General features: G+C 59.0%; 20 protein-coding genes and 1 pseudogene. 14 read left to right on the forward strand and 7 right to left on the reverse strand.

Annotated elements, in window-relative coordinates; all coding sequences use genetic code 11:
- Positions 1-284: 284 nt before the first annotated feature.
- Entirely contained in the window at positions 285-872 is a 588-nt protein-coding gene (locus tag C2U30_RS20945; RefSeq protein WP_103244459.1) for a hypothetical protein, read from the reverse strand.
- Positions 873-1,130: 258 nt separating this feature from the next.
- Between C2U30_RS20945 and C2U30_RS20950 the strand changes: the two genes are divergently transcribed.
- Complete coding sequence (locus tag C2U30_RS20950) at positions 1,131-1,397, forward strand: helix-turn-helix domain-containing protein (RefSeq protein ID WP_010673503.1); 267 nt, start codon at positions 1,131-1,133, stop codon at positions 1,395-1,397.
- Positions 1,398-1,592: 195 nt separating this feature from the next.
- On the forward strand, positions 1,593-2,954 hold the full coding sequence (locus C2U30_RS20955; protein WP_102948779.1) for a sodium-dependent transporter: 1,362 nt from the start codon (positions 1,593-1,595) through the stop codon (positions 2,952-2,954).
- Between the two features lie 65 nt (positions 2,955-3,019).
- Here C2U30_RS20955 and rssA read toward each other — a convergent pair whose 3' ends face one another.
- The gene (rssA, locus tag C2U30_RS20960; RefSeq protein WP_029313973.1) at positions 3,020-3,889 is read right to left on the reverse strand and encodes a patatin-like phospholipase RssA; all 870 of its coding nucleotides are present in this window, start codon (positions 3,887-3,889) and stop codon (positions 3,020-3,022) included.
- A 34-nt stretch (positions 3,890-3,923) separates the two neighbouring features.
- Positions 3,924-5,480: a sensor domain-containing diguanylate cyclase gene (locus tag C2U30_RS20965; RefSeq protein ID WP_041201458.1), complete on the reverse strand. Its 1,557-nt coding sequence runs from the start codon at positions 5,478-5,480 to the stop codon at positions 3,924-3,926.
- 210 nt (positions 5,481-5,690) lie between these two features.
- Here C2U30_RS20965 and C2U30_RS20970 point away from each other — a divergent pair, with 210 nt between their 5' ends.
- From C2U30_RS20970 to C2U30_RS20980, 3 genes are all read left to right on the forward strand, one after another.
- Positions 5,691-6,743 (forward strand): efflux RND transporter periplasmic adaptor subunit, encoded by a 1,053-nt coding sequence (locus C2U30_RS20970; protein WP_039039307.1) that lies wholly within the window; start codon positions 5,691-5,693, stop codon positions 6,741-6,743.
- Positions 6,743-9,895: an efflux RND transporter permease subunit gene (locus C2U30_RS20975; protein ID WP_103244460.1), complete on the forward strand. Its 3,153-nt coding sequence runs from the start codon at positions 6,743-6,745 to the stop codon at positions 9,893-9,895. Before C2U30_RS20970 ends, C2U30_RS20975 begins: the two co-directional genes overlap by 1 nt.
- Before the next feature lie 196 nt (positions 9,896-10,091).
- Entirely contained in the window at positions 10,092-12,461 is a 2,370-nt protein-coding gene (locus C2U30_RS20980; protein ID WP_103244745.1) for a YgiQ family radical SAM protein, read from the forward strand.
- Positions 12,462-12,558: 97 nt separating this feature from the next.
- Here C2U30_RS20980 and C2U30_RS20985 read toward each other — a convergent pair whose 3' ends face one another.
- Together C2U30_RS20985 and C2U30_RS20990 are read right to left on the reverse strand one after the other, a co-directional pair.
- Positions 12,559-13,182, reverse strand: coding sequence for an RloB family protein (locus C2U30_RS20985; protein WP_103244461.1), 624 nt, complete (start codon positions 13,180-13,182; stop codon positions 12,559-12,561).
- A complete protein-coding gene (locus tag C2U30_RS20990; RefSeq protein ID WP_103244462.1) occupies positions 13,175-14,398 on the reverse strand; it encodes an AAA family ATPase in 1,224 nt (407 codons plus the stop codon). Before C2U30_RS20990 ends, C2U30_RS20985 begins: the two co-directional genes overlap by 8 nt.
- 119 nt (positions 14,399-14,517) lie before the next feature.
- On the opposite strand from C2U30_RS20990, the gene C2U30_RS20995 reads away from it, so the two are divergent.
- The 7 genes and pseudogenes from C2U30_RS20995 (at position 14,518) to aqpZ (ending at position 21,257) form a co-directional block, all read left to right on the forward strand.
- A complete protein-coding gene (locus C2U30_RS20995) occupies positions 14,518-15,549 on the forward strand; it encodes an IS630-like element ISAhy2 family transposase (RefSeq protein WP_001809438.1) in 1,032 nt (343 codons plus the stop codon).
- 486 nt (positions 15,550-16,035) lie between these two features.
- Positions 16,036-16,569: pseudogene (locus C2U30_RS21000) on the forward strand (alpha-amylase family glycosyl hydrolase); the annotation flags it as partial.
- A 130-nt stretch (positions 16,570-16,699) separates the two neighbouring features.
- Positions 16,700-17,650, forward strand: a complete 951-nt coding sequence (locus C2U30_RS21005) for a transposase (RefSeq protein ID WP_039039311.1) — start codon at positions 16,700-16,702, stop codon at positions 17,648-17,650.
- A gap of 445 nt (positions 17,651-18,095) precedes the next feature.
- Positions 18,096-18,323, forward strand: coding sequence for a hypothetical protein (locus tag C2U30_RS21010; protein ID WP_103244463.1), 228 nt, complete (start codon positions 18,096-18,098; stop codon positions 18,321-18,323).
- 283 nt (positions 18,324-18,606) lie between these two features.
- Positions 18,607-19,515 carry a Gfo/Idh/MocA family protein gene (locus C2U30_RS21015; RefSeq protein ID WP_103244464.1) on the forward strand — a complete coding sequence of 303 codons (909 nt, stop codon included), beginning with the start codon at positions 18,607-18,609 and terminating at the stop codon, positions 19,513-19,515.
- A 234-nt stretch (positions 19,516-19,749) separates the two neighbouring features.
- The gene (gene ruvC, locus C2U30_RS21020) at positions 19,750-20,271 is read left to right on the forward strand and encodes a crossover junction endodeoxyribonuclease RuvC (RefSeq protein WP_010673515.1); all 522 of its coding nucleotides are present in this window, start codon (positions 19,750-19,752) and stop codon (positions 20,269-20,271) included.
- Positions 20,272-20,570: 299 nt separating this feature from the next.
- Positions 20,571-21,257, forward strand: a complete 687-nt coding sequence (gene aqpZ, locus C2U30_RS21025) for an aquaporin Z (RefSeq protein ID WP_103244465.1) — start codon at positions 20,571-20,573, stop codon at positions 21,255-21,257.
- A 341-nt stretch (positions 21,258-21,598) separates the two neighbouring features.
- Here aqpZ and C2U30_RS21040 read toward each other — a convergent pair whose 3' ends face one another.
- Complete coding sequence (locus tag C2U30_RS21040) at positions 21,599-22,339, reverse strand: lytic transglycosylase domain-containing protein (RefSeq protein ID WP_042864220.1); 741 nt, start codon at positions 22,337-22,339, stop codon at positions 21,599-21,601.
- Between the two features lie 342 nt (positions 22,340-22,681).
- On the opposite strand from C2U30_RS21040, the gene C2U30_RS21045 reads away from it, so the two are divergent.
- Positions 22,682-23,122 (forward strand): GNAT family N-acetyltransferase, encoded by a 441-nt coding sequence (locus tag C2U30_RS21045; protein WP_223919618.1) that lies wholly within the window; start codon positions 22,682-22,684, stop codon positions 23,120-23,122.
- Positions 23,123-23,126: 4 nt separating this feature from the next.
- Here C2U30_RS21045 and C2U30_RS21050 read toward each other — a convergent pair whose 3' ends face one another.
- On the reverse strand, positions 23,127-23,669 hold the full coding sequence (locus tag C2U30_RS21050; RefSeq protein ID WP_029313991.1) for a DUF1439 domain-containing protein: 543 nt from the start codon (positions 23,667-23,669) through the stop codon (positions 23,127-23,129).
- Between the two features lie 96 nt (positions 23,670-23,765).
- Here C2U30_RS21050 and cls point away from each other — a divergent pair, with 96 nt between their 5' ends.
- Complete coding sequence (gene cls / locus C2U30_RS21055; RefSeq protein WP_010673520.1) at positions 23,766-25,247, forward strand: cardiolipin synthase; 1,482 nt, start codon at positions 23,766-23,768, stop codon at positions 25,245-25,247.
- The last annotated feature ends 93 nt before the right edge of the window (positions 25,248-25,340 follow it).

Genomic DNA, 25,340 nt, shown 5'->3' on the forward strand with positions numbered 1-25,340 from the left:
GCACGTTGTTCACGTGCTTCGCACTTTGTAATTTATGTAAGCTGCTGGCTCTGTCGACCAACGACGTTGGTGCGAACAGGGATCCTAGATCCATCCAGGAGGCACGTATCTGGGTGCACAAGTGCGCGGGTTGCACTGTCGACAATGCATACTCCGCCACGAACAGCCGACGTCATTCCGATGACGTGGCGCACTTTATGCCCATTTCAAAACATGATCAAGCTCACAGATAAGGGATGGGGCAAATTGTGTCGTAGGGATAACTGGCTGTTTCTTGGGATTTATTAGTGATCCAAGTAGGCGCGATGCAGTTTCTTCTCAAGCTTCATATAAGCCTCAGCCCAAGCGTGCCGCGGGGTGGCGTCACCCGCCCTGACCGAGAGGACAGCAAGATAGTCCGCCTCAGTTGCTTCGCACAGCAAGGGTGTGAAACTGAGCAAGAAGTGACGGGCGAGGTAGGGATCGAGAGGCCAGATGTTGAGGATGGCCCGCGCCACGGGCTGGACGGCGGTGGAGCAGATGAAGTGCCGATGACCCGCTTCCAGCCATTGGGCCATCTCGGCGAGGCTTTCTTCCGGCACGATGCCGCCATCGCCTTTCTCCCTGGCCAGCGTCATCGTATGACCATTGCCCAGTGCCAGGGTGCCGTTTTCTGCCACGACGCCGTCGTGGCTGCGCAGGGGAAGCGTCGCCTGGCCTTCAAGATAGAGGCTGCAGCTGTCCGGGAGGGCCGCCAGCACGGTGGTGGCGTCCCCCTGCATGGCCATGGGCAACCAGAACGCTTCGGCCCGGGTCTGCAGACCCTGGGCGAGCTGACGGGGGAGGGAGTCCGGGTCGGAATGAAGACGGGAAATGATGCCGGGAAATGCCATGTTGATGACTCTCTTGGAAATAACCGGCGAATTATACGAGGGATGGCCGGGCAACAAGAAAGGTTTCTTTTCGAGACTGTTTACCTGAGGCGACGCAGCGATTACCATCCCCGAGGTTTGTGAAGGGTTGTCGTCGAAAGACGCTGATTATAGATAGAGGCTCGACCATAACGAGTCCGTTCAAAACTGATACACTTGACTACGAGTCGTCGCGAAAAATAAAGGTGGAGTCAATCCGCCGAACGGAGTATGGAACACATGAATTCAAATATCGTAACTGTTGGCAAGAAGATCCGTCAGATCCGCGAAGCGGTAGGCCTGAGCCGTCCCAAGTTTGCCGATCTGCTGGGCGTCCCCCCAACCACCCTGAAGAACTATGAACTGGGTTACCGTGAAGTCGGAGGCGCCTTCCTGGTTGCCCTGGCCCACCACCCCGATCTGCACAAGTTCACCCTCTGGCTGCTGGCTGACAAGAAAGTCGCCGAAATCGGCCAGATCGGTCCGGACGATATTGCCAAGGCTTGATTCAGTTCAACCTTGATAAAAATGCCGCCCTCGAGGCGGCATTTTTTATTTATCAAAATGGATGATTATTTAATTAAATAATGCGTTGTGTGCGGCCAGCGGCGATTTTCACTAAATCATCTTGTCGGGCTGGATTAATCCACGGAACACTCCGACCCTTTTAATTCAGGCGGTGATCCACACAGCGAGACAACGATGAGCCAATCCATTACCAAAGCCAGAGATGGGTTTACCAGCACCTTTGGCGTGCTGGCCGCGACCCTGGGGTCTGCCGTCGGGCTCGGCAATATCTGGAAGTTTCCCTATCTGACCGGTGAGAACGGTGGCGCCGGTTTTCTGCTGGTCTATGTCATCGCCACCCTGCTGGTGGGATTGCCGGTGATGATCTCCGAGATCATGCTGGGGCGTGAGGCCAGGACGGATGCGGTCAGCGGGCTCATCAAGCTGGCTCCGAAGGGGCAACCCTGGTGGCTGATCGCCGCCATGGGGGTGAGCGCGGCCTTCCTCATCATGTCGTTCTACTCCGAGGTGGCGGCCTGGGTGTTTGCCTACATCTTCAAGGCGGCCAGCGGCGAGATCCTCTCCACCGATCCCGCCGTCACGGGGGCTGCCTTCAATTCACTCATCACGGATCCCTTGCAGAGTCTGCTCTGGCAGTGGCTGGTGCTGGCCCTGATGGGGGGGATCTTGCTAATGGGGGTCTCCAGGGGGATCGAAGCGGTCACCAAGCGGTTGATGCCACTGCTCTTCATCCTGCTGCTGGTGATAGGCGTGCGCAGCCTGACTCTGCCCGGAGCGAGCGAAGGACTGCATTTCCTGTTCTCGCCGGATTTCTCCAAGGTGACCGCAGGCGTCGTGCTGACGGCCATGGGGCTGGCGTTCTTCAAGCTCTCCATCGGGATGGGCTGCATGATGACCTATGGCAGCTATTTTCGCGATGATCAGCACATCCCTCTCACCACGGTACGGGTGATGTGCGCGGATCTCTTCGTCTCCATGCTGGCGGGGATCGCCATCTTCCCGGCGGTGTTTGCCTTTGGCTTCGAGCCGAGCGCAGGCCCCTCCCTGCTGTTCATCACCATACCCGCGGTGTTTGCCAGCATCCCGTTTGGACACCTCTTCATGGTGCTCTTCTTCGTGCTCTCCGCCATCGCAGCCACCGGGGCCATGCTCTCCATTCTGGAGGTGCCGGTCTCGGTGCTCTCCGAGCGCTTTCACATGAGCCGCACAAGGGCGACCCTGATCAACCTGTTGGTGCTGGGGGCGGTCGGCTCGACCTGTGCGCTCTCGAGCAGCACGCTGGCGGATGTGCAGGTTGGTGGGAAAACCTTCTTCGATCTGTTCGACTTCGTCTCTTCCAACGTGCTGATGCCCCTTGGCGGCATCTTCCTCTGCCTCTTTGTGGGCTGGGTATGGGGATTCGAGCGGATGACGACGGCGCTGACCAATGGAGGCAAGCTGGCGCTGCCCATCCTCAGCCCCCTGTTTTTCATCATCCGCTATGTGTCGCCGCTGCTGATCCTGGTGGTGATGCTCAAGGGGCTGGGGCTGTTCTGAGCCGCGTAACCCGAAACAAAAAAGCGCCTATTGGCGCTCTTTTTGTCTTTTACCCCGATATGCCTTCATATCAGGCAGAGTCGTGACAGCTCCTCCTTGAGCTGCTCCAGGTTGCGCTCGACACAGGCTTCCCCCTCGTTGATGGCGTCGCTCGCGCGGTGGAAATCCATGATGGAGAGGTTGCCAAGGCGCGGGCAGAGTTGGATCTCGGGGGGATCCCCGGCCATCCGGGCACGGGTGATGCGCTCCTGCATGATGTTGATGGAGCCCGTCATCACCCCCCACATGCCGGGGGTACTGGGTTCGCGTTCGCCCCGGTTCAACCACTGGCTGAGCAGCCCCCCCTGCACGGGCTCGTCCGGTTCGTCGGTCCAGGGCTGGTGCATGTCGGTGTTGAGGTTGACGGCGATCACCACCTCGGCTCCCATGGCGCGGGCCAGGGAGATGGGGACCGGGTTGACCACGGCCCCGTCTACCAGCCAGCGATCCTCCACCCGGGTCGGGGTGAGCAGGCCGGGCATGCCGCAAGAGGCGCGCACACACTGGCGAAGCGGCCCTTCCTGCAACCAGATCTCGCGGCCGGTATCGAGTTCGGTGGCGACGCAGGCAAAGGGCAGCGGCAGGCTTTCGATGGCGGGATCCCCCAGATGGCCGGCGGCGATGCCAAACACCTTGTCACCGCGAAACAGGCCGCCGGAGAGGGCAGGATCGAGCAGCCCCATGACCTGCAGGCGGCTGAAGCCGCGCACCCAGCTCTCCAGCTTGTCCAGTTCACCAGCGGCATAGGCGGCGCCGACAAAGCTGCCGATGGAGCAGCCAGCCACCAGATCCGGCTTGACGCCGAGTCGCTCCAGGGCACGGATGATGCCGATGTGGGCCCATCCTCGGGCCGCACCGCTACCCAGGGCCAATCCCAGACGGGGTTTTCGTGACACAGTTGCGTCTCCTGACATGAAGTGGGAGTCCAGCTTACTCCGGCTTCTCCTGTCCGTCATCCCGCCACGCTTCGCTGCGATTGCGGCCGTTGGCCTTGGCCTGATAGAGGGCGATATCGGCGCGGCGGATCACCTCCTGCAAGGAGATGGCCGGTGACTGGCGACAGTGGCCCAGACTGACGGTCACCTTCAGCTCGGCCGCAATCGCGCTCCAGGGATGCTCTGCTATGCACAGGCGAAGCCGCTCGGCCAAGGGGGCCAGAGGGATCGCTTCATCGGCGACGAGCAGCAGGAACTCCTCGCCGCCCCAGCGGATCAGGTGGCACTCCCGTGTCAGCAGGGACTGGCAGAGCTGCACCAGACGGATGAGGACCTGATCGCCCACCCCGTGGCCGAAACGGTCGTTGACCTGTTTGAAGTGATCGCAGTCAAACATGATGGCGCCGATGCGTTGGCGGCCTGCCAGGGCCTGGCGGTGTTCGAAGGCATCGAAGTAGTGGCGGTTGAAGGCGCCGGTCAGGGCATCGTGGCGCGACAGGTAGTTGAGGCGCCGGTTGAGGCGCTGGGCACGCAGGCTGGAGACGGTCGCCACCACCAGACAGAGAATAGTGATGAGCGCCGTCGCCGATTGCCACAACAGTGTCTGCAGCAGAGGCAGCAGCGGGATGCGATGGATGAGGGAGAGCGGTGTCTCCGGGATGGGATAGACGAGCTGCAAGGCGCCCTGTTGCCACTCATATTCCGCTGACTGCGCCGTCCTGACCGGGGGCGGCGCGGTACCGGACTGGCTGCTGGCGAGGATCTGCTGATGGGCGTTGAGCAGGAACAGGGTGCCAATCCGGGGGGCGAGGCGGTGCAGGGTCTGCGCCAGCGTGACGGTCTGGATGTCGATGCTGAGCAGGCCAATGATCTGGCCGCCCTGGGTAATGGGCTGGGAGAGGGTGATCATCTGTCCCCGTCCGGCAAAATCCTGATAGGGGCGCGAGAGCATGGCGTGCTCCAGGTGGGGATGCCTGGCCATCGCCTCCTGCCAGTAGGCCTTGCTGTAAATCACGGGATCGAAGCGAAACTGGCTGGATGGCACCCAGGGATAGAGGTAGATGAAATTGTCCGTACCGGTGAAGTAGATCCAGGCCACGTCCCTGTCTAACAGCTTGCTGGCCGTGGCGAGCAGGGGGGAGAGGCTGAGTGCGAGATGTATTCTGGCTTGCCGCTCGCTGCCGTCATGGGGCAGCGGGCCCTGCCCGGTCAGGTTACCGATGAGGGCGGGGGGCAGATCGACGGGGATGCGATCCAGATTGATGCCGTGCTCCCCGTCGGATTGCAGCGCCTGATAGAGCTGGCGAGAGAGCACGGACTGGGGATTGCTGCGCAGGCGCTCCTCCGCCTGGCCGCGCATGGCCTCAAGGAAGGTCTCCATCCGCTGGTGCTGGCTGCTGAGCTGGGTCGCGGCGTTGATGGTGTCACGCTTGTTGATCTCGGTAACTTGGCGAAACGCATGTTGCAGGGCGAGCAGCAACAGCAGCAGGCCGAGGCCCAGCAGCAGCCACTGCAATCGGTATCTGGCAAAGGCGGGGGAGGGAATGGACATGGGCGTACCGGAAGATGGCGAGAGTCGGCATCAGTGTAAGGCAGAACCCTGACGCGCGTGCCGACAAGATGCGTTTTTGATGATCTTCTCACCGGACTGTTACGTTTTGTCACATTTATACATAGTCACGGCATAGTCAGGGGGTAACATGGTGCCATCCTTGATGAAGCTATCTCTTCTTCCTCTCTCTTTGACTGCATGGATCTTGTGATGAAAACGCGCGTGTGGCTGTGGCTTTTCCCTCTTCTTCTATTGCTGGCGGCGGGCGCCTGGCATCTGCGGCAGGCTGAACCCGCCAGCAAGCCAGCACCAAGAGAGATCAACATCAGGGCCGAAACCGTCAGGCAGAGTCTGGCCGAGCCCTCCATCAAGCTGGTGAGCAAGCTTGCGGCCAATCGCTCCGTGGCCATCAGCCCCGAGGTGACCGGCCGAATTGCCACCATCGCGGTGAGTTCCGGCCAGCAGGTCAAACAGGGGCAGACCCTGATCGCCCTGGATGCGGGCAAGCAGCAGGCGGAGCTGGCCGAGCAGAGCGCCAGCGTGCGCGACGAGGCTCGCAAGCTGCGGGACATGCGCAAGCTGGTGGCGCGAGGCGCCGTCACCACCTCGGAGCTGGAGGGGCAGGAGGCGACTGTTGCCCAGGCCCAGGCCCGAGTCGATGCGGCCCGTTACGAGCTCTCCCTGCGCACCCTGGCCGCCCCCTTCGACGGCACCGTCAGCCTCATCGATCTCAGCGAAGGAGCCCTGGTCAACAGCGGCGACGTGCTCTTGCATCTGGACGAGCTGGCAAAACTGCGGCTCGATCTGGCGGTGCCCGAGCGCTACCTCTCCCTGCTGCGCCCCGGCATGGCGGTGACGGCAACCAGCTCGGCCTGGCCGGATCAATCCTTTTCCGGCGTGCTGGAGACCCTCGACAGCCGGATCTCCAGCGACACCCAGAACATCAAGGCCCGCGTCATCCTGCCCAACACCGGTGGCCAGCTGCGTCCCGGCATGCTGATGAACGTGGATCTCTCTCTGCCACCCCAGAAGATGACCCTGATCCCCGCCCAGTCGGTGGAGTATGCCGGCGAGCAGCGCTTCGTCTATCGCCTGGAGGCGGACGGACGGGTGAAGCGCGTGCCGGTGGAGCTTGGCGACACCCATGGCGAGGCCGTCTGGGTGCTCAAGGGGTTGAACGTCGGCGATCGCATCGCGGTGGAGGGGCTGGTCAATCTGCGCGACGGCGCCCAGGTACGTGATCTGGGCGAGGTGAAAGGCTGATGTGGCTCTCCGATATCTCAGTACGCCGTCCCCTGGTGGCGGTGGTCATCAGCGCCCTGCTCACCGTGTTCGGCCTGGTGGCCTTCAGCAAACTCACCGTGCGGGAGATGCCGGATGTGCAGACCCCGTCCGTCTCCATCACCACCACCTATGAGGGGGCGGCCCCCGAGGTGATGGAGAGCCAGGTCACCAAGCCCATCGAGGATCAGCTCTCCGGCATCAGCGGCATCAAGAACATCAACTCGGTGACCCGCAAGGGGCGCTCCTCCATCACGGTGGAGTTCAAGCTCGGCTGGAACATGCTGGAGGGCACTTCCGACGTGCGTGACGCCATCTCCCGGGCCAGACCCAAGCTGCCAGACGGGGCGGACGAGCCCATGGTGACCAAGGACAACGGCAACGGGGATGTGGCCATCTGGCTCAACTTCAGCAGCACCCAGATGGATCGTACCGCCATGACGGATTACGCCAATCGCATGCTGGTAGACCCCTTGAGCCTGGTGGATGGAGTGAGCGAGGTGTCTCTCTCCGGGGACCTGACCCAGGTGATGTACGTGCGGCTGCGCCCCGCCGACATGGCGGCCCGCGGCATCACGGTGGCCGACGTGCAGGATGCCCTCAAGCGGGAGAACATCGAGCTGCCGGGCGGCGAGATCCGCAACAACACCATGACCATGGCGGTGCAGATCGCACGGCTCTATCACAGTGCAGAAGATTTTCGCACCCTGCCGGTGAAAACCGCCACCAATGGTCAGAGCATCTATCTGGCGGACATTGCGGATGTGGAGGTGGGGGCCAAGAACGAAGACAGCGCCTATCAGCGCAACGGCCGCGAGAGCCTGGGGATTGGCATCGTCGCCCAGTCCACCGCCAATCCCCTGGCGGTGGCCCAGGGCATCGAGAAGAAGCTCGTGGAGATGCAGCGCTTCCTGCCGGAGGGGGCCACCCTTGAGGTCGACTACGACTCCACCATCTTCATCAAGCAGGCCATCGACGAGGTATACGAGACACTCGCCATCTGCGCCCTGCTGGTGGTCGCCGTGCTCTATCTCTTCCTCGGGCAGGGGCGCACTACCCTCATTCCCGCCATCACGGTGCCCGTCTCCCTGATTTCGGCCTTCATCGGTGCCTGGTATCTGGGCTTTTCCATCAACCTCATCACCTTGCTGGCCCTCATCCTCGCCATCGGCCTGGTGGTGGATGACGCCATCGTGGTGGTGGAGAACATCCACCACCACCTGCAACGGGGCGAGTCCCCCTTGATGGCGGCCTGGCACGGCACCCGGGAGGTGGGCTTTGCCGTCATCGCCACCACCGCCGTGCTGGTGATGGTGTTTGTGCCCATCGCCTTCATGGATGGCATGGTGGGGCGCCTCTTCACCGAGTTCGCCATCCTGCTCTCCCTGGCCGTGCTCTTCTCCTCCCTGGTGGCGCTCACCCTGACCCCGGCCATGGGCTCCTGGCTGATGCGTGCCGTGGACAAGCCCAACGCCCTGACCGCCACCCTGGACAAGGGACTTGGCTGGGTGGAGGAGCGTTATCGCCGCGTGCTGGGGGCCGTGCTGCGCCGCGCCGTCTGGATGCCCCTGGTGTTGCTGCTCTGCCTTGGCGGCATTGGCGCCCTCTTTGGCAAGCTGCCCGCGAGCCTCACCCCGACCGAGGACAGGGGCGTGCTCTATGTGTTCGTGAAAGGAGCGGAGGGCACCAGCATCGAGCGGATGAAGCGCAACATGCAGCAGGTGGAGGCCGCCATCCTGCCGCTGCTCGGCAAGGGGGTGGTGCAGGCCATGAGCTTCAGCACCCCGGCCTTCGGGCGCGGCGGCGATCAGACCGGCATGGCCATCATCCAGCTCAGTGACTGGGCGGTGCGGGACGAAACGGCCACCGAGTTTGGCCGCTCCCTGAGCGGTCGCCTCGCCGGCATCCCCGACGTGATGATCCGCACCTTCCAGCCGGGGTTCAGAGGCGGCTCCACCGCGGCGGTGCAGTTCGTGCTGCAAGGCTCCGATTACGGCGAGCTCAACCAGCAGGGGCTGGCGCTCAAGGAGGCGGCGGCCCAAAGCGGGCTGATGCAGAGCCCGGATCTCGACTATGCCGAGAAGACCCCGGAGCTGCAGGTGACCATAGAGCGGGAGCGAGCCACCCAGCTCGGCATTCCGGTCTCCACCATCGCTAGCTCCCTGCAGGCCCTGCTCGGTGGCGTCAGCCAGACCACCTATGTGGACAGGGGCGAAGAGTATGACGTCTACCTGCGCGCCAACCAGACCCAGTTCAATGGCATCTCCGACATCAGCCGCATCTATTTGAAGGCCGCGAGCGGCGAGATGGTGAGCCTCTCCACCCTGGCGACCGTCACCCAGGTGGCGAGTCCCCAGCGCCTCAACCACTACCAGCGCCAGAAGGCGGTCACCCTCACCGCGGACGTGGCCCCCGGCCACACCCTGGGGGAGGCGCTCGACTTCCTGGATGGCTGGGCCGCGGATCACCTGCCCACCGGCATGTCGGTGGATTATGCTGGCGAGTCCAAGGACTATCGCGACAACCAGGGGGAGATGGCGCTGGTGTTCGGCCTGGCCCTGCTGGTGGTCTATCTGGTGCTGGTAGCCCAGTTCGAGAGCCTGCTGACCCCGGCGGTGGTGATGATGACGGTGCCGCTCGGCATCTTCGGCGGCCTGCTCGGCCTCTGGCTCACGGGGCAGGAGCTCAGCATCTACAGCCAGATAGGCATGATCATGCTCATCGGCATGGTGACCAAGAACGGCATCCTCATCGTCGAGTTCATCAACCAGTTGCGCCAGCGGGGTGAAGGGTTCGAGGAGGCGATCATCAAGGGGTCGGTGCGCCGCCTGCGCCCCATCTTGATGACCTCGCTCACCGCCATCATCGGCGCCGTGCCCCTGATGCTCTCCATGGGGGCGGGGTACGAGAGCCGGATGGCCGTGGGAACCGTGGTCTTCTTCGGCTTGTCCTTGGCGACCCTGGTGACCCTGCTGGTGGTGCCCGCCATCTATCACCTGATCGCCAGACGCGCGGGGATGACGGGGGCGCGGGACCGACTGGTGGACGAGGTACTGGCCACGGCAATCCCGGCCAGTCCCTCCACGGTGCCGGGGGCGGTGGCCCCCGAGGGGAGTGACAAACCGGCGGCCTAGCGTGCCGACCCGGATGACAGCAAGCAGGGCGCCAATGGGCGCCCTGCTTGTTGATGAGATCGGAGTCTGTCACGCCGGCCCGTCGGGCCCGCTCGAAGGCGCCCCTTCCCCTCGCGTTCTGTAGGGGCAAAAAGCCGTCGCCCCCGCCTTGCTCTGCCGGTATAATGCGCGACCCGAATTGTTCCAGGTGGTCAAAATGCAGCCGGTTACCAACCTCTTCTCCTATCCCCGTTACTGGGCCGAGTGCTACGGCACAGCGCCCTTCCTGCCCATGTCTCGTGCGGAGATGGACAAGCTCGGCTGGGACAGCTGCGACATCGTGCTGGTGACAGGCGACGCCTACGTGGATCACCCGAGCTTCGGCATGGCGGTCATCGGCCGCATGCTCGAATCCCAGGGTTTTCGGGTCGGCATCATCGCCCAGCCCGACTGGTCATCGAAAGATGACTTCATGCGTCTGGGCAAGCCGAACCTCTTCTACGGGGTGACGGCGGGCAACATGGACTCCATGATCAACCGCTACACCGCCGACAAGAAGCTGCGTCACGACGACGCCTACACCCCGGGGGATGTGGGCGGCAAGCGGCCGGACCGTGCCACCCTGGTCTATACCCAGCGCTGCAAAGAGGCCTATAAAGAGGTGCCGGTGGTCATCGGTGGCATCGAGGCATCCCTGCGCCGCATCGCTCATTACGACTACTGGTCCGAGACCATCCGTCGCTCCATCCTCATCGACGCCAAGGCCGACATCCTCATCTACGGCAACGCCGAGCGCCCCCTGGTGGAAGTGGCTCACCGCATCGCAGGCGGCGAGACCATCGACACCATGCAGGACATTCGCGGCACCGCCGTGATCCGCAAGGAGCCGCTGCCGGGCTGGCGCGGGGTGGATTCGAGCAAGCTCGACCAGATTGGCCGCATCGATCCCATCCCCAACCCCTATATGGAAGGGGCGCCATGCAGCGATGACGAGGGTTCCGCGCCGGCTGCGCAGGAGGCCAAGCCCATCCTGGTGCAGCCGCCCAAGCAAAAGCCGTGGGAGCAGACCTACGTCAAGCTGCCGGCGTTCGAGCGGGTGAAGGAGGACAAGGTGCTCTACGCCCATGCGTCCCGCATCCTGCACCACGAGACCAACCCGGGCTGCGCCCGCGCCCTCTCCCAGGCCCACGGCGATCGCATCATCTGGGTCAACCCGCCTGCCTTCCCGCTCGAAACCGACGAGATGGACGGGGTGTTCGGCCTGCCGTACCAGCGGGTGCCGCACCCGGCCTATGGCAACGAGAAGATCCCGGCCTACGACATGATCAAGACCTCGGTCAACATCATGCGCGGCTGCTTCGGCGGCTGCTCCTTCTGCTCCATCACCGAGCACGAAGGGCGCATCATCCAGAGCCGATCGGAAGAGTCGATCTTGAAAGAAATCGAAGAGATCCGCGACAAGGTGCCGGGCTTTACCGGCGTCATCTCGGATCTGGGCGGCCCCACCGCCAACATGTACAAGCTCCGCTGCAAGAGCCCCAAGGCCGAGCAGACCTGTCGGCGCGCCTCCTGCGTCTGGCCGACCATCTGCCCGCACATGGATACCGACCACAGCCCGACCATCAACCTCTATCGCAAGGCGCGCGACCTCAAGGGCATCAAGAAGATCCTGATCGCCTCCGGGGTGCGTTACGACATCGCGGTGGAAGATCCGCGCTACATCAAGGAGCTGGCCAAGTACCACGTCGGCGGCTACCTCAAGATCGCGCCGGAGCACACCGAAGAGGGCCCGCTCTCCAAGATGATGAAGCCGGGCATGGGCAGCTACTACAGCTTCAAGGAGCTGTTCGACAAGTATTCCAAAGAGGCGGGCAAGCAGCAGTATCTGATCCCCTACTTCATCTCCGCCCACCCGGGCACCACGGATGAAGACATGGTGAACATGGCGCTCTGGATTAAAGCAAACCGCTTCAAGCTCGATCAGGTGCAGAACTTCTACCCGTCGCCGCTCGCCAATGCCACCACCATGTATTACACCGAGAAAAACCCGCTCAACAAGGTGAGCCGCCAGGGCGGGGACGTGTTCGTGGTGAAAGGGGAGCGTCGCCGTCGCCTGCACAAGGCGCTGCTGCGCTATCACGATCCGGCCGGCTGGTCGATGATCCGCGAAGCCTTGCTGGAGATGGGCAAAGGCCACCTCATCGGTAACGGCCCCGACTGCCTGGTGCCGCCGGAAGGCCGTGGCGAAGCCAAGGCCGAGCGCAGCCGCAGCAAGGGCCTCAAGCCCGCGTTGACCCGCCACAGCGCCATCACCCATCAGCGCAGCAATGGGGCGGACAGCAAGACCGCTGGCGGCAAGGCGGGCAATGGCAAGCCAGTAGGCTCCCAGCTCAGCAAAGGGGCAGGTGCCAACGGCAAGTCTGCTGCACAGGGTGCTGGACATGGAAAACCGGCAGGGCAGGGGAAACCCGTTCACAAGGGCAAAGCCCCAACCCGCGCGGGTTCAGCCAAGCCGGGTACCAAACCTGCCACTCAGGGCGGCAAGCCTGCTGCCAAAGGCAATGGCGCCAAGCGACCGGCTCGGTGATATTTCCCGGGGGAGGGCGATAAATAAAAATGGCGACCAGATGGTCGCTATTTTTATTTGAGTATTACGAGATACATTTATCTAAAATTGCGACAATCTAGAGATTGTCAATTGCATCCAGCAGTTTATGTATCTGAACATAACACCCAGCCAAGTATGGTTTATCCTTGATGGGGAATGCAGAGCTTTGCTCTTCGGATATATTTAATTGCTCTGCTCTACTCCGTGCCCTTTTCACTCCAGGTTGGATTTTTCTAAATAACCCATCAAAACCTTTATCGTAATTTTTTATTCCAATCTTCGTTAAATGGCTTTTAAAGTTTGATTCTGCCATTAAATTATCAAATGATGAATATGGCCTAGTTGTACTCTCAAAATGAAGCAATAGCCAATATTCAAAACAAATATTAGATAGTGCAACGTTAATATTGTTTGACTTTGCTTTTTTTAGTGCTTGATCATGAAGTTTATCGCTATATTTTGCTTTGCTTTCTCTATCATAAACGACCCAAAAATGATCGTCAGGAGATACATCTTTACTCTTCTTTTTTTGTATTGCTTCGTCAACTAATTGAACGGGAGTGTTTTTTTTAGATGGAGGAATGATGATTACACTTGCTTTTTGCGGGCAACAAGAAGCAACATAATCCTTAATATAATAAGGTTCAGTTTTTTCGCCTTCACAAAATATGAAGATTTTAGGTAAAACCTTTTTACTCATCAGACTTTACCTCATCGTCATTATACTCACCGAATAAATCGTCAAATGTAGACTGCTCTATAAATTTTTCACCAGAAAGTAGAGTGACAATTTCTGGGTAATTTATTTTCGGCACACCACCAAAGCGCCCTTGATCATACCAAACGCCAAATGGCGTAGTCGACTTAACCCGAGTTTTATCAAAATCATTCAAAGAGTATCCTATTGATTTTCCTTGTCTTTTCTCAAAGAAAAATAATTGATCTCTTCTCATCTTCTCTGGAGACATTAATTGCATATTATGTGTCGTGAAAATCAACTGCGAGTTATATTTATTAACTTCTCCATCGTTGAAAAGTCGAACAATCACATCAGCCATATGTGGATGAATGTTATTGTCTAATTCATCAAATACAATAACACATTGCTTTCTAAATGCTTCGACAAGCATTGGTATCATATCAAAGAACCGTCCTGTACCTTCGGATTCTTCTGATTTTTTGAAAATTTCTTCATTGCCATTTTCGGATAGATGAGCGAAGGAAAATGAATTTTCAGAAATAATCATGTCTTTTATTTCATCAGGTATTTCCTGACTAAGATTCAATTCTCTCTCCGCATCAACCTTTATGATTTTAGATATGCCAATATCGATGCAGGAAATTATTTTTGACGCCTTTTCAATCATGTCTAGGTCATCAATGTATTTATTCCATCCGATCCATTGCCCTACGCGAATAAATTCTATGTTATCGTTGAAAAAGTTATATACATCCCTAATTATTTGCGGTGAGGATGCATTGTTACCAGCTTTTGATAAATATGTGTTGTTTGCAAAAAATGCAATTTTTCTAGTTCCGCCTTTATATAAGTTACCAAACTTAATATCTTGCCAAGAGTCCCCTTCTTTTCTTGTAAATAAGTTTGCTTTAACCCTTGATGGGTAATAATCCAAACTTTCATTCAGGATTTCATTTTTTTTAAAGGAAATGTTGTAAACATACCTTGTGCCATCAATGATAAATTCGACACCAAATTTTATCGGAGCATCAATTGTATCAGAGCATAAGCGGTAAGGTTCATAGCATGGTATATTCTTACCATCTCTTAAATCACCTGAACTACAAACCAAATACTGTATAGCAGTTAATGCCATGAGCGCATTGGATTTTCCAGATGCATTAGCACCATAAAATCCAACAGACCTCAGTGCTCCAATACTTGCGTTATCAAGCATAGATACATGGCTAAATAGCTGTTCCGAATAGTAGATCACCGGAGGAAGGGAACTCAGTCCAGTTTGTGCGATCTGATTAGTCGCTAAACAAAACAAGCCACACCCAAAGGACTGAGTTGATGCCTATCCTACCACCTCTGCCACGACCACAACGGCGCCGCATTCACAAAATCATCCATGCCACCCGTGATAAAGGACATGCTCGTCGCTTGATGGCCATCTTGCTGTTACATGAAGGACGCACGATCACCGATGTTCATCACCTTACCGGCGCTGCGCGCTCGACCATCGGTCGTTGGCTTCGGTGGTATCGAGATGAAGGCATAGATGCGCTAGAAGCCTTACCGGCTGGCCGTGCCCCAGTCTTACCTATCGCCAAGATTGTCACCTTACTGGTGCTGCTCATGCAGTTTTCTCCGCAAGATTTTGGTTATCAGCGCAGCCGTTGGTGTACTGAACTATTGGCTATAAAAATCAATCGGTTAACAGGGCTCAATGTGGCAGCCTCCACGCTCCGCCGATGGTTACCTCGTATGGGCATTGTCTGGCGCAGGCCCGTGCCGACCTTGCGGATAAAAGACCCAGCCTATCAGGAAAAAATGGCGAATATCGACGCCGCGCTGGCCCGCTGTGATGCCGATAATCCGGTGTTTTATGAGGATGAAGTCGATATAGACCTCAATCCCAAATTAGGAGCCGACTGGATGTTCAGAGCGCAGCAAAAGCGGGTTGTCACACCGGGGCAGAATGCCAAGCATTATCTGGCAGGCGTTCTCCACGCAGGCAACGGAAGGGTACTTTACGTCAGCGGGATCAAGAAAAACTCATCGCTGTTTATTGCCATGCTGGAAAAGCTGCGCCACCACTACCGACGAGCCAAAACCATCACGTTGATCCTCGATAACTACATCATTCACAAAAGCAAACAGACCGAGCGATGGTTGAAGAAGAATCCCAAGTTCTGCCTGGTGTTCCAGCCAGTTTACAGCCCTTGGGTTAATCACATAGAACGGCTATGGCACAAGTTACATGAAACCATCACGCGCAATCATCAATGCAGAGGGATGGCAAACCTGCTGGCCCGAGTGAAACACTTCATGGATACCGTGTCTCCTTTCCCGGGGAATGGCTATGGCACAGCGAAGGTGTAGCACTATTGGGATCAGTTATTTAGGCATGTGCGACTTAGGGGTTGTAACACTGAAATTAAGCTTGGTTTCGTCTTTAAAAGATCGAAAGTTTTGCATGGAAAGTGATAAGAACATATGAAAATTCCTTTGATTGGCATTTTTTGACAAAAAAAATCATAAAGTGCCATTAGAAAACATCAGAAGCGTACACTAGTTAACCTGTTGATACCAGTGATCTGAGGCGTTGCTTCCCAAATCGATGCGGCTTGAATGGAACTAACTGAGGATGTGGGGATCTGATCACAAAGGAAATCTGAGACACCCACCTTTTTGACAGCGGCGTAGCCCTGTACTTGGCTTGAGGTGTCACTGCCCAGGGGGGTGAGCCATGACCATTGCCCGTTCACGTCAAATCAGTTTGCAGGAAAGAAAATCTGGGACACCCACCTTTTTGACAGCGACGTAGCCCTGTACTTGGCTTGAGGTGTCACTGCCAGGGGGTGAGCCATGACCATTGCCCGTTCACGTCAAATCAGTTTGCAGGATACGCCTTACTATCATGTGGTCAGTCGCTGTGTGCGGCGGGCGTTTCTGTGCGGGGAAGATGCCCACTCCGGCCAGAGTTACGAGCATCGGCGCCAGTGGGTAGTGGACAAGTTGGGCCAATTGTCGCGACTGTTTGCCATCGGTGTTTGTGCCTATGCGGTGATGAGCAATCACTATCACCTGGTGCTCAAGGTCGAGTCGGATACCGCTGCCAATTGGAGCGAGCGAGAGGTGGCCGAGCGTTGGGCGGCGCTGTTCCTGTGGCCGCTGCTGGTACGACGCTGGTATCAGGGGGAATCCCTGATTGAGCCTGAACTCGCTGTGGTGCAACAACTGATAGGACAGTGGCGGGAGCGCCTGCATTCCATCAGCTGGTTTGTGCGGTTGCTCAACGAAAACCTGGCTCGGCAGGCCAATCGGGAAGATGGTTGCAAGGGCCATTTTTGGGAAGGGCGCTTCAAGAGCCAGGCCCTGCTCACCGAATCGGGAAATCTAGGACACCCACCTTTTTGACAGCGACGTAGCCCTGTACTTGGCTTGAGGCGGGGGATCTGGGACACCCACCTTTTTGACAGCGGCGTAGTCCTGTACTTGGCTTGAGGTGTCACTGCCCAGGGGGTGAGCCATGACTATTGCCCGTTCACGTCAAATCAGTTTGCAGGATACGCCTTACTATCATGTGGTCAGTCGTTGTGTGCGGCGGGCGTTTCTGTGCGGGGAAGATGCCCACACCGGCCAGAGTTACGAGCATCGGCGCCAGTGGGTGGTGGACAAGTTAGGCCAATTGTCGCGACTGTTTGCCATCGTTGTTTGTGCCTATGCGGTGATGAGCAATCACTATCACCTGGTGCTCAAGGTCGAGTCGGATACCGCTGCCAATTGGAGCGAGCGGGAGGTGGCCGAGCGTTGGGCTGCGCTGTTCCAGTGGCCGCTGCTGGTACGACGCTGGTATCAGGGGGAATCCCTGATTGAGCCCGAACTGGCCGTGGTGCAACAACTGATAGGGCAGTGGCGGGAGCGGTTACATTCCATCAGCTGGTTTGTGCGGTTGCTCAACGAAAACCTGGCTCGGCAGGCCAATCGGGAAGATGGTTGTAAGGGCCATTTCTGGGAAGGGCGCTTCAAGAGCCAGGCCTTGCTCACCGAATCAGCCCTGCTGGCCTGCATGGCCTATGTTGATCTCAATCCGATACGAGCGGGATTGTCCGACCGGCCCGAGCAGAGCGATTACACCAGCCTCAAGCAGCGTCTCGATGGCGAGCAGTCCGCCGCCCCATTGCCGCCGTTGCTGTTGCCATTCGCGCACGAAGCGCGACCCGATAGCCTGCTATATACCTTTGCGGATTACCTGATGCTGGTGGACTGGACAGGCCGCGCCATCCGAGTGGACAAACGGGGCCATATCCCAGTTTGTCTTGCCCCCATCCTGACGCGGCTGGGGGTGGACGAGGTGCGCTGGCTCAAGCAAGTGACGCTGTTTCGGCGCCAGGGCATCAGAGTGGTGGGTGACAAAGAGCATTGTCAGCAGTTTGCCTGGCACTGTGGCCAGCGACGGTGTCATCAACCATCCCTTTGAGTGATGAATGCTCGCATCATAACAACGTCCGGTATCGCGCCAGCTCCCCGCCTGTGTGATCGCATCTGAATTGGCGTCATCGATGCCAAGACATTCTCTTTAATCCCCCGAGTTTCACAAATGCCATCGCAAATACTGGATGACGAATTGTGCTGGGCGCTGGATGAGGGCTTTCTCCAAAAGATGGCAGTCCTGATAAGGCGGGTTGGGGAAGAGGGGCTATCGGTCCTTTGTCAACAGGCCCTTTCTCACAATGCGGCGACACCGTGGGTGTTGCTTGAGCAGGTGATTTTTGCATCAGTGAAACAGAGTGGGTGATATGGTTCCTCCAATGGAACAATTCGTACACAAAGATGGCTGTCCCAAATGAAGAAAGGCTTTGTTATCTTGCTGGATACGTTGGCAAGGGCGAGTCACGTGGAACGTTCAAGTCAGGAGCAATCAGATGGCGATAACAACGCGATCCCGAAGAGAGAAGGTAGGCAGCGGGCTCGGGCTGGTGATGGGGCTCATCGCCTTTAACCTGATCGTGCTCCTGCTTCCGGTTGCAACAGAGATGTCAGATATGACCCGGATGATAGGTGCCATGGTCAGCGCCATGCTTTGCGCCGAGCTGGGCGCCAGGATTGGCAAGTGGTGGGATGCCAAAGAGCAGGCCGGATCGGCAGAGTAACTCGACGTGAGAAGAGCGCCAATCGCCCGAGTGCGGCGGTGTGTGCGGGTGTAACAGGCAGGGCGACAGTTGTCGCCCTGCCTGTTTTGCTATCGCGGTTTGCCGCTCAAGCGCCGCGCCGCCGGGGGTCGCTTAGATGGAGGAAGGTGGCCAGGGTGTCGCGGGGCGATGCCGCATTGCATCAGAAGGCGCCTGGAGCGAGATGGCGCCAAGGCTGGATCTGCGAGGGAAATCCTGAGATCGTGCAGGCAGTTATCTGGTTATCCCCTTGAGAGGAGTGCCCATGCGCATTGCCCTGATTGGCCTTGGCGATATCGCCCGGAAGGCCTATCTGCCGCTGCTGGCAAACGACGAGCGAGTCACCCCGCTGCTCTGTACCCGGAGTCCCTCGGTGCTCGGCAAACTGGCGCGCCAGTACCGGATTGGCGAGTGTTTTACCGAGGTCGATGCGCTGCTGGCGAGCCGACCTGATGCGGTGATGATCCACGCTGCCACCGCCGTGCACGGCAAACTGGCGGAGCTGTGCCTGCGTGCCGGCATTCCCACCTTTGTGGACAAGCCGCTGTGTGACAACGCAGGAGAGGTGGAGGCGCTCGCCAATCTCGCCATCGCCAGGGACTGCCCGCTGTTTGTGGGCTTCAACCGTCGCTATCTGCCCGCCATGGCCGCCGCACGCGGCCAGCCGCTGACCGAGCTCCATTGGCAAAAGCACAGGCACGCCATGCCAGGGGCGCCTCGTCAGTTCTTGTTCGACGACTTTATCCATGTGCTCGACAGCCTCTGCTGTTATGGCGGCGAGCCGGATGGGGAGCTGCATACGGTGCTGCGACGCAGCAGTGAGCAGCCCGAACTGCTGGCCGGGGTGAGCATCGCCTGGCAGAGCGGGCAGATGGCGGTGAGCGGCAGCATGAATCGCAGCGCCGGCATGACCGAGGAGCGCATCGATGCCTATGGCGACAACCTCACTCTGCATATCGAGAATTGCACCCGTGGCCTGCTTGCGCGAGACAACACAGTGCAGACTCTGGCTCCGGGCGACTGGCAGCCCGTGCTGGCGAGCCGAGGCTTTGTCGCCATGCTCGAGCACTGGTATGGGCAGATTGACGCCGGGCGGACAGACGGGGCGCTGGTCGAGAGCTACCTGCAAAGCCATCGACTGGCAGAGCGCCTCGTCGCCCTGGCAAAGGGATGACCCGAATGCAAGGGGCTGGGTGACACCGGCAGGCATCACTGGCCAGAGAATCGGCAGAGCACTGTATGAGATGGTGGCTCCTTGCGCAGTCAGCCGGGAAAGGTGCCAGCGAGCGAGCCAAGCGAAGGCGGGTTTGTTATCTTGGCGGCCATCAAGAGCTGCAGGGCAAGAGATCGCAATGAAGAAGGTGTCGAAGATGAGATGGCTGACCGCAGTGGGCGGGGTATTCCGTTCATGAGCATCATTCTGGGGATTGATCCCGGTTCGCGCATCACCGGTTACGGGGTCATTCGCATCGTCGCGGGCAAGGCGGAATATCTGGGATCGGGCTGCATCCGCACCGATCTGGGGGAGCTGCCGTCTCGCCTGAAGCAGGTCTATGACGGGGTGAGCGAGATCATTACCCAGTTCAAGCCGGACGAGTTCGCCATAGAGCGGGTCTTCATGGCGCGCAACGCGGACTCTGCCCTGAAGCTCGGCCAGGCCCGTGGCAGCGCCATCGTCGCGGCGGTCAACGCCCTGCTGCCGGTGAGCGAGTACTCGGCCACCCAGATCAAGCAGGCGGTGGTGGGCACCGGTGGCGCCGCCAAGGAGCAGGTGCAACACATGGTGACTCACCTGCTCAAGCTCTCTGCCACCCCCCAGGCGGATGCGGCGGATGCCCTCGGGGTGGCGCTCTGCCACTTCCATACCCGCCAGAGCCTCATTCGCATGGCCGGGCGGGCCAGCGGATCGGTGCGCGGCCGTTATCGCTGATCCCTGGAGGAGGGCTATCGGTGTTGGCAGGGGAGCGCCGGGGGCCGGAGCTGCTGACAGAATCGCTGGTCGGGTCACAATCTGTCGCGTCCCTCGATGGGACTCCCGTGGAGAAGCGTACCGGGCGGGTGAATATCTTTCTACTTTATCAATAACTTGTGACCTTCATCACATATCCGCGATGAGCCGGGTCGGTTTCGTCTTGCTCCGCCACACTCCCATAATATGGCGCCTGTTCAATAACAGTGTCCGTATGAGCCTTTCTGGCTCTCGTGTTAATCATCATGGGAGAGACAAGAGTGAAACCTTTTGCTGCTGAATTTATGGGAATCTTTTGGCTGGTACTGGGAGGCTGCGGGAGCGCCGTGCTGGCTGCCGCCTTCCCCAATGTGGGGATCGGCCTGCTGGGCGTCGCCCTGGCGTTTGGTCTGACCGTGCTGACCATGGCCTATGCCATCGGTCATATCTCGGGTTGCCACCTTAACCCGGCCGTGACCGTCGGGCTCTGGGCCGGTGGCCGCTTCCCGGCCTCCAACGTGCTGCCCTACATCGTGGCCCAGGTGCTTGGCGGGATCGTGGCAGGTGGCGTGCTCTATGTCATTGCCAGCGGACAGGCGGGTTTTGATGTGAGCGCCGGCTTTGCTTCCAACGGCTATGGCGAGCATTCCCCCGGTGGTTACAGCCTGCTGGCCGCGCTGGTGTGTGAAGTGGTGATGACCGGTTTCTTCCTGTTTGTCATCATGGGTGCCACCGACAGCCGTGCGCCGGCCGGGTTTGCTCCCATCGCCATCGGTCTGTGCCTGACCCTCATTCACCTCATCAGCATTCCGGTGACCAACACCTCGGTCAACCCGGCGCGCAGCACTGGGGTGGCGCTTTTTGTCGGTGACTGGGCCGTGGGCCAGCTCTGGCTGTTCTGGGTTGCCCCCATTGTCGGTGCCATTCTGGGTGCATTGGCCTATCGTGTGATCGCCACGAAAGAGTGATGTGTTGCTAGTTAACGTGTGGTATCGACACGCCCCCGGGCGTGTTTTTTTATGTCTGAAGGAATACCGGGCAGGGCGCCATGCTGACGATAGGGTGCGGCATGATCACAGTCCCTTGGCGCTCAGCATCTCTTTGTAGCGCTGATGCAGCAGCTTGACCCGTTCCACATAGGCCCGGGTTTCGGCCAATGAGGGATGCCGCCGTGCTTGTACCGTACCGGTCCTACAACCCCTTGGCGCTCAGCATCTCCTTGTAGCGCTGATACAGCAGCTTGACCCGTTCCACATAAGCCCGGGTTTCGGCCAATGAGGGATGCCGCCGTGCTTGTACCGTACCGGTCCTACAACCCCTTGGCGCTCAGCATCTCTTTGTAGCGCTGATGCAGCAGCTTGACTCGTTCCACATAAGCCCGGGTTTCGGCATAGGGCGGTATGCCGCCGTGTTTTTGCACCGCACCGGCGCCTGCATTGTAGGCGGCGGTGGCCAGGGCCACATTGCCGTCATACTGCTTGAGCAGACCCGCCAGGTATTTCACCCCGCCAAAGATGTTCTGCTCCGCCAGCAGGGCGTTGCCGACCCCGAGCTCGCGCGCCGTGGCGGGCATCAGCTGGGTCAGTCCCATGGCGCCCTTGCGGGAGACGGCCAGGGGATTGAAGGCGGACTCGGCATGGATCAGCGCCCGGATGAGGGCAGGCTCGACCTGATAAGCCTTGGCTGCCGCCTGTATGGTGCTGGCGTAGTCATAGAGGAAGAGGCCTGTCGTGTGCCAGTTGACCTTGGACGCCGGATCGCAGGCATAGCAGTCGTTGAACAGCAGCAGTTCGTAGTGACCCTGCTCCGGCATCATGTCGGAATAGCGTATGACCCCGTTCTTTTGTACCGACTTGTAGACCTGGATCTGACGGCTTGCAGGCTTAGCGGGTTCAGGGGAGGGGAGCGGCGCCGTGGTGAGTGCCACGGTACGCGGCGTGGGAACCGGGGAGGAGACAGCCGTCTCCGGGGTCAGGATCACCACCTCTGCCGGTGGCGGTATCTGAGCCGGGGCTGCGTGGGAAAACAGCGGCATCATGCCCAGCAACATCCATGCTTTCAACGGCTTGCTCCTTAAGCCTCGTTAGCCACGTTGAGTAAAGCATTCGGGATGGCGCAGAACAAGTGCCCGTGAACAGGGGAGGCTGGAAATGTGATGGCAGAGGGACGTCCCACCTGTGTGCTCACTCAGGACAAGGGGCGCGGCTCATGGCGTCAAGGGACGCATGATCGCAACCTCGTCTTTTCCATCTAGTTATTGGCTTTTTTGTAAGTTAAAGGCGTGTTATCTTGCTGTTGCTCCACTCTGGTCAGATCTCTTCGTGGAGCCAGAGAGCGAGCAGGAGGGGGCCGGTATGGCCAGAGCGAAATGGGCATGACAAGCAGGCGAGCGATGGAGCTCAGATTCGAAGAGTACTGTGATGCGGATCTTTCCCTCATCAGAGACTATTACGAGACGACGTTTTCCCACTATGTGCCGGATTTGGCAGAACGGATTTTTGTGGTTCGTGATGCACACTGGCTGGTGGGGGCGGTGCGCCTGCGCGATGAACAGGATTACTACCACTTGTGCGGCTTTCGTCTGCTCCCTCACTACCAGTCTCTGGGGCTGGGGTCCCGCCTGCTGCAGCATGCCTGCCGCGATCTTTCCGACAAGCCCGTGATCTGTCACGCCCTGCCGTTCGAGAAACCCTTCTACCTCAAGGCGGGATTTGACCACCTTCCCCTGCATGAACTCGACGGACCCCTTCACTCCCACTATCACCAGCAGCACGAACAGGGTTATCAGATCGAGCTGCTGGTGCGTCAGGCGAAGGCGCCTGTTTTCAACTGACGTCTTATTGGGGTTTGGTCAGCAGGTGGATCTTGCCTGGTGACAGCTCCAGCCCCAGCAGATTTTCCTTGAGCCAGGCCTGATTGGGGTCCTTGTCATCCAGCTTGTAGACAGGCTGGGTCTCCAGCCGTTTCTCCATGCTCTGCAGCAGCATCCTCAGCATGAAACCAAACTTCTGTTCCGCCGCAGCAGGCTCCAGCTTGTAATCGATGAGCTTCATGTTGTCGAGGAAGAGCGCACTCCTGGCCTTGTCGTAGCGGGGCCTCGCCTCATAGGTCATGTTGAGGCGCGCGTCGTACTCGGTCTGATCCGGGAGCGCGATTTTCAACTTGCCTTTGCCAAACACCCTGGCGGTATCCGGGCTCTGGCGACCAATCTGCACATCGCTCTGCTCGAGTTGCACATGGGCCTTGATGATGCCGGGCAATTCCAGCTGTTTGTCCACTTGCACCTGGGATTGCAGGTACTGATTTATCTGCTGCTCATTGATGTCATATGAGCCTTGACCTAGCATGGCCAGACTCAGCAGCATAGATTGCAGGATCATGCTAACGACCTGATAGAATGGGTGTGCCCCGTAGCATACCATCCCGACCCTGTGGGGTCTGCCCGTGCCATCTGTCCAATACACCAAGGAGTTGCCTTGCTCGACGGTCTGGAATACGACATTCAGTTGCTGTTTTCCCGCTTTCTCGGCTGGTTGTTGCTGTTGTTTCACACCGTGATCGTGGCAGGGATCTCCCTGCGGGTGGTGATGAAGCGACGTCCCATCGGGGTATCCCTCGCCTGGTTGGCCCTCATCTATGCCATCCCCTTCGCCGGGGTCGGTTTCTACGTGCTGTTTGGCGAGATACGCCTCGGTCGCAAGCGGGCGGAGCGGGCCCAGGCCATGTACCGTCCTTACGCCATCTGGATCCGCCAGCTCGCGCGCCTCTTCCCCCAGCACTGCTGCGAGGTGGGCAGCAAGGCACGCCCGCTCCACGATCTGATCCAGGGGCGCTTGGCCATGCCCATGCTCTCGGGCAACCGGATGACCCTGCTGCACAAGCCCAAGAGCATCGTAGAGGAGATAGTGCGCGACATCCGGGGCTCCTCCCAATCCTGTTATCTGGAGTTCTACATCTGGCACCCCGGCGGGGATGTGGACGAGGTGTGCGAGGCGTTGATGGAGGTGGCGGCACGCGGCGTGGATTGTCGTGTCTTGCTCGACTCCATCGGCAGCAAGACCTTCTTCCGCTCCTCCTGGCCCAAAACCTTGCGTGCCGCTGGTGTCAAAGTCGTGGAAGTGTTGCCGGTCGGCGCCTGGCGAATCCCCTTCCAGCGTCAGGACTTGCGCATGCACCGCAAGCTGGTGGTGATCGATGACAAGGTTGGTTACACCGGCTCCATGAACATGGTGGATCCCCGTTTCTTCAAGCAGGATGCCGGGGTCGGCCAATGGGTCGACATCATGATCCGGGTGCAGGGCCCCGTGGTGCCGTTGATGTGGTCCACCTTCGTCTGGGACTGGGAGATGGAGACCGGCGAACGGCTGCTCGACAGTCTGCAACATGAGCCGGAAGCCTGGCCACAGACCAACTATCGGGCCCAGCTCATTCCCTCCGGCCCCTTCGTCGGCGGTGACTGCATCCAGCAGAGCCTGCTGCTCGCCATCTACCAGGCTCGTCATCATCTGGTGCTGACCACCCCCTATTTCGTGCCGGACGATCCGCTGGCTGCGGCCCTCTCTTCGGCGGCGGCCCGCGGCGTGCTGGTGCAGTTAGTTCTGCCTGCGCGCAACGACTCCCTGATGGCCAACCACGCCAGCAACTCCTTCATGGAGGATCTGCTGGCGGCAGGAGTGGAGATATACCGCTATGATGCCGGACTGCTGCACACCAAGAGCGTGCTGGTGGACGATGATTTCGCCCTGGTGGGCACGGTCAACCTCGACCGGCGCAGTCTCTGGCTCAATTTCGAGATCACCCTGCTCATCGACAACCCGGTGTTTGTCGCCGAGATGAACCAGCTGGTGCAGGGCTACATGCTGGAGGCGACCCCCATGTCACTGACCAGGTGGCGTGCCCGCCCCTGGTACAAAAAATTGCTTGAGAACATCTTCTACCTGTTCAGCCCCCTGCTGTGACAGCCAGAGCGTGGAACCCAAGCCGTTGTCTGGCTTGTGTTGATGCCCATCCTCCCCGTAGAGTGCGCCCATGCACCCGCCATTGAACCATTG

The organism is Aeromonas sp. ASNIH5 (assembly GCF_002902865.1).
GTDB classification, from domain to species: domain Bacteria; phylum Pseudomonadota; class Gammaproteobacteria; order Enterobacterales; family Aeromonadaceae; genus Aeromonas; species Aeromonas caviae.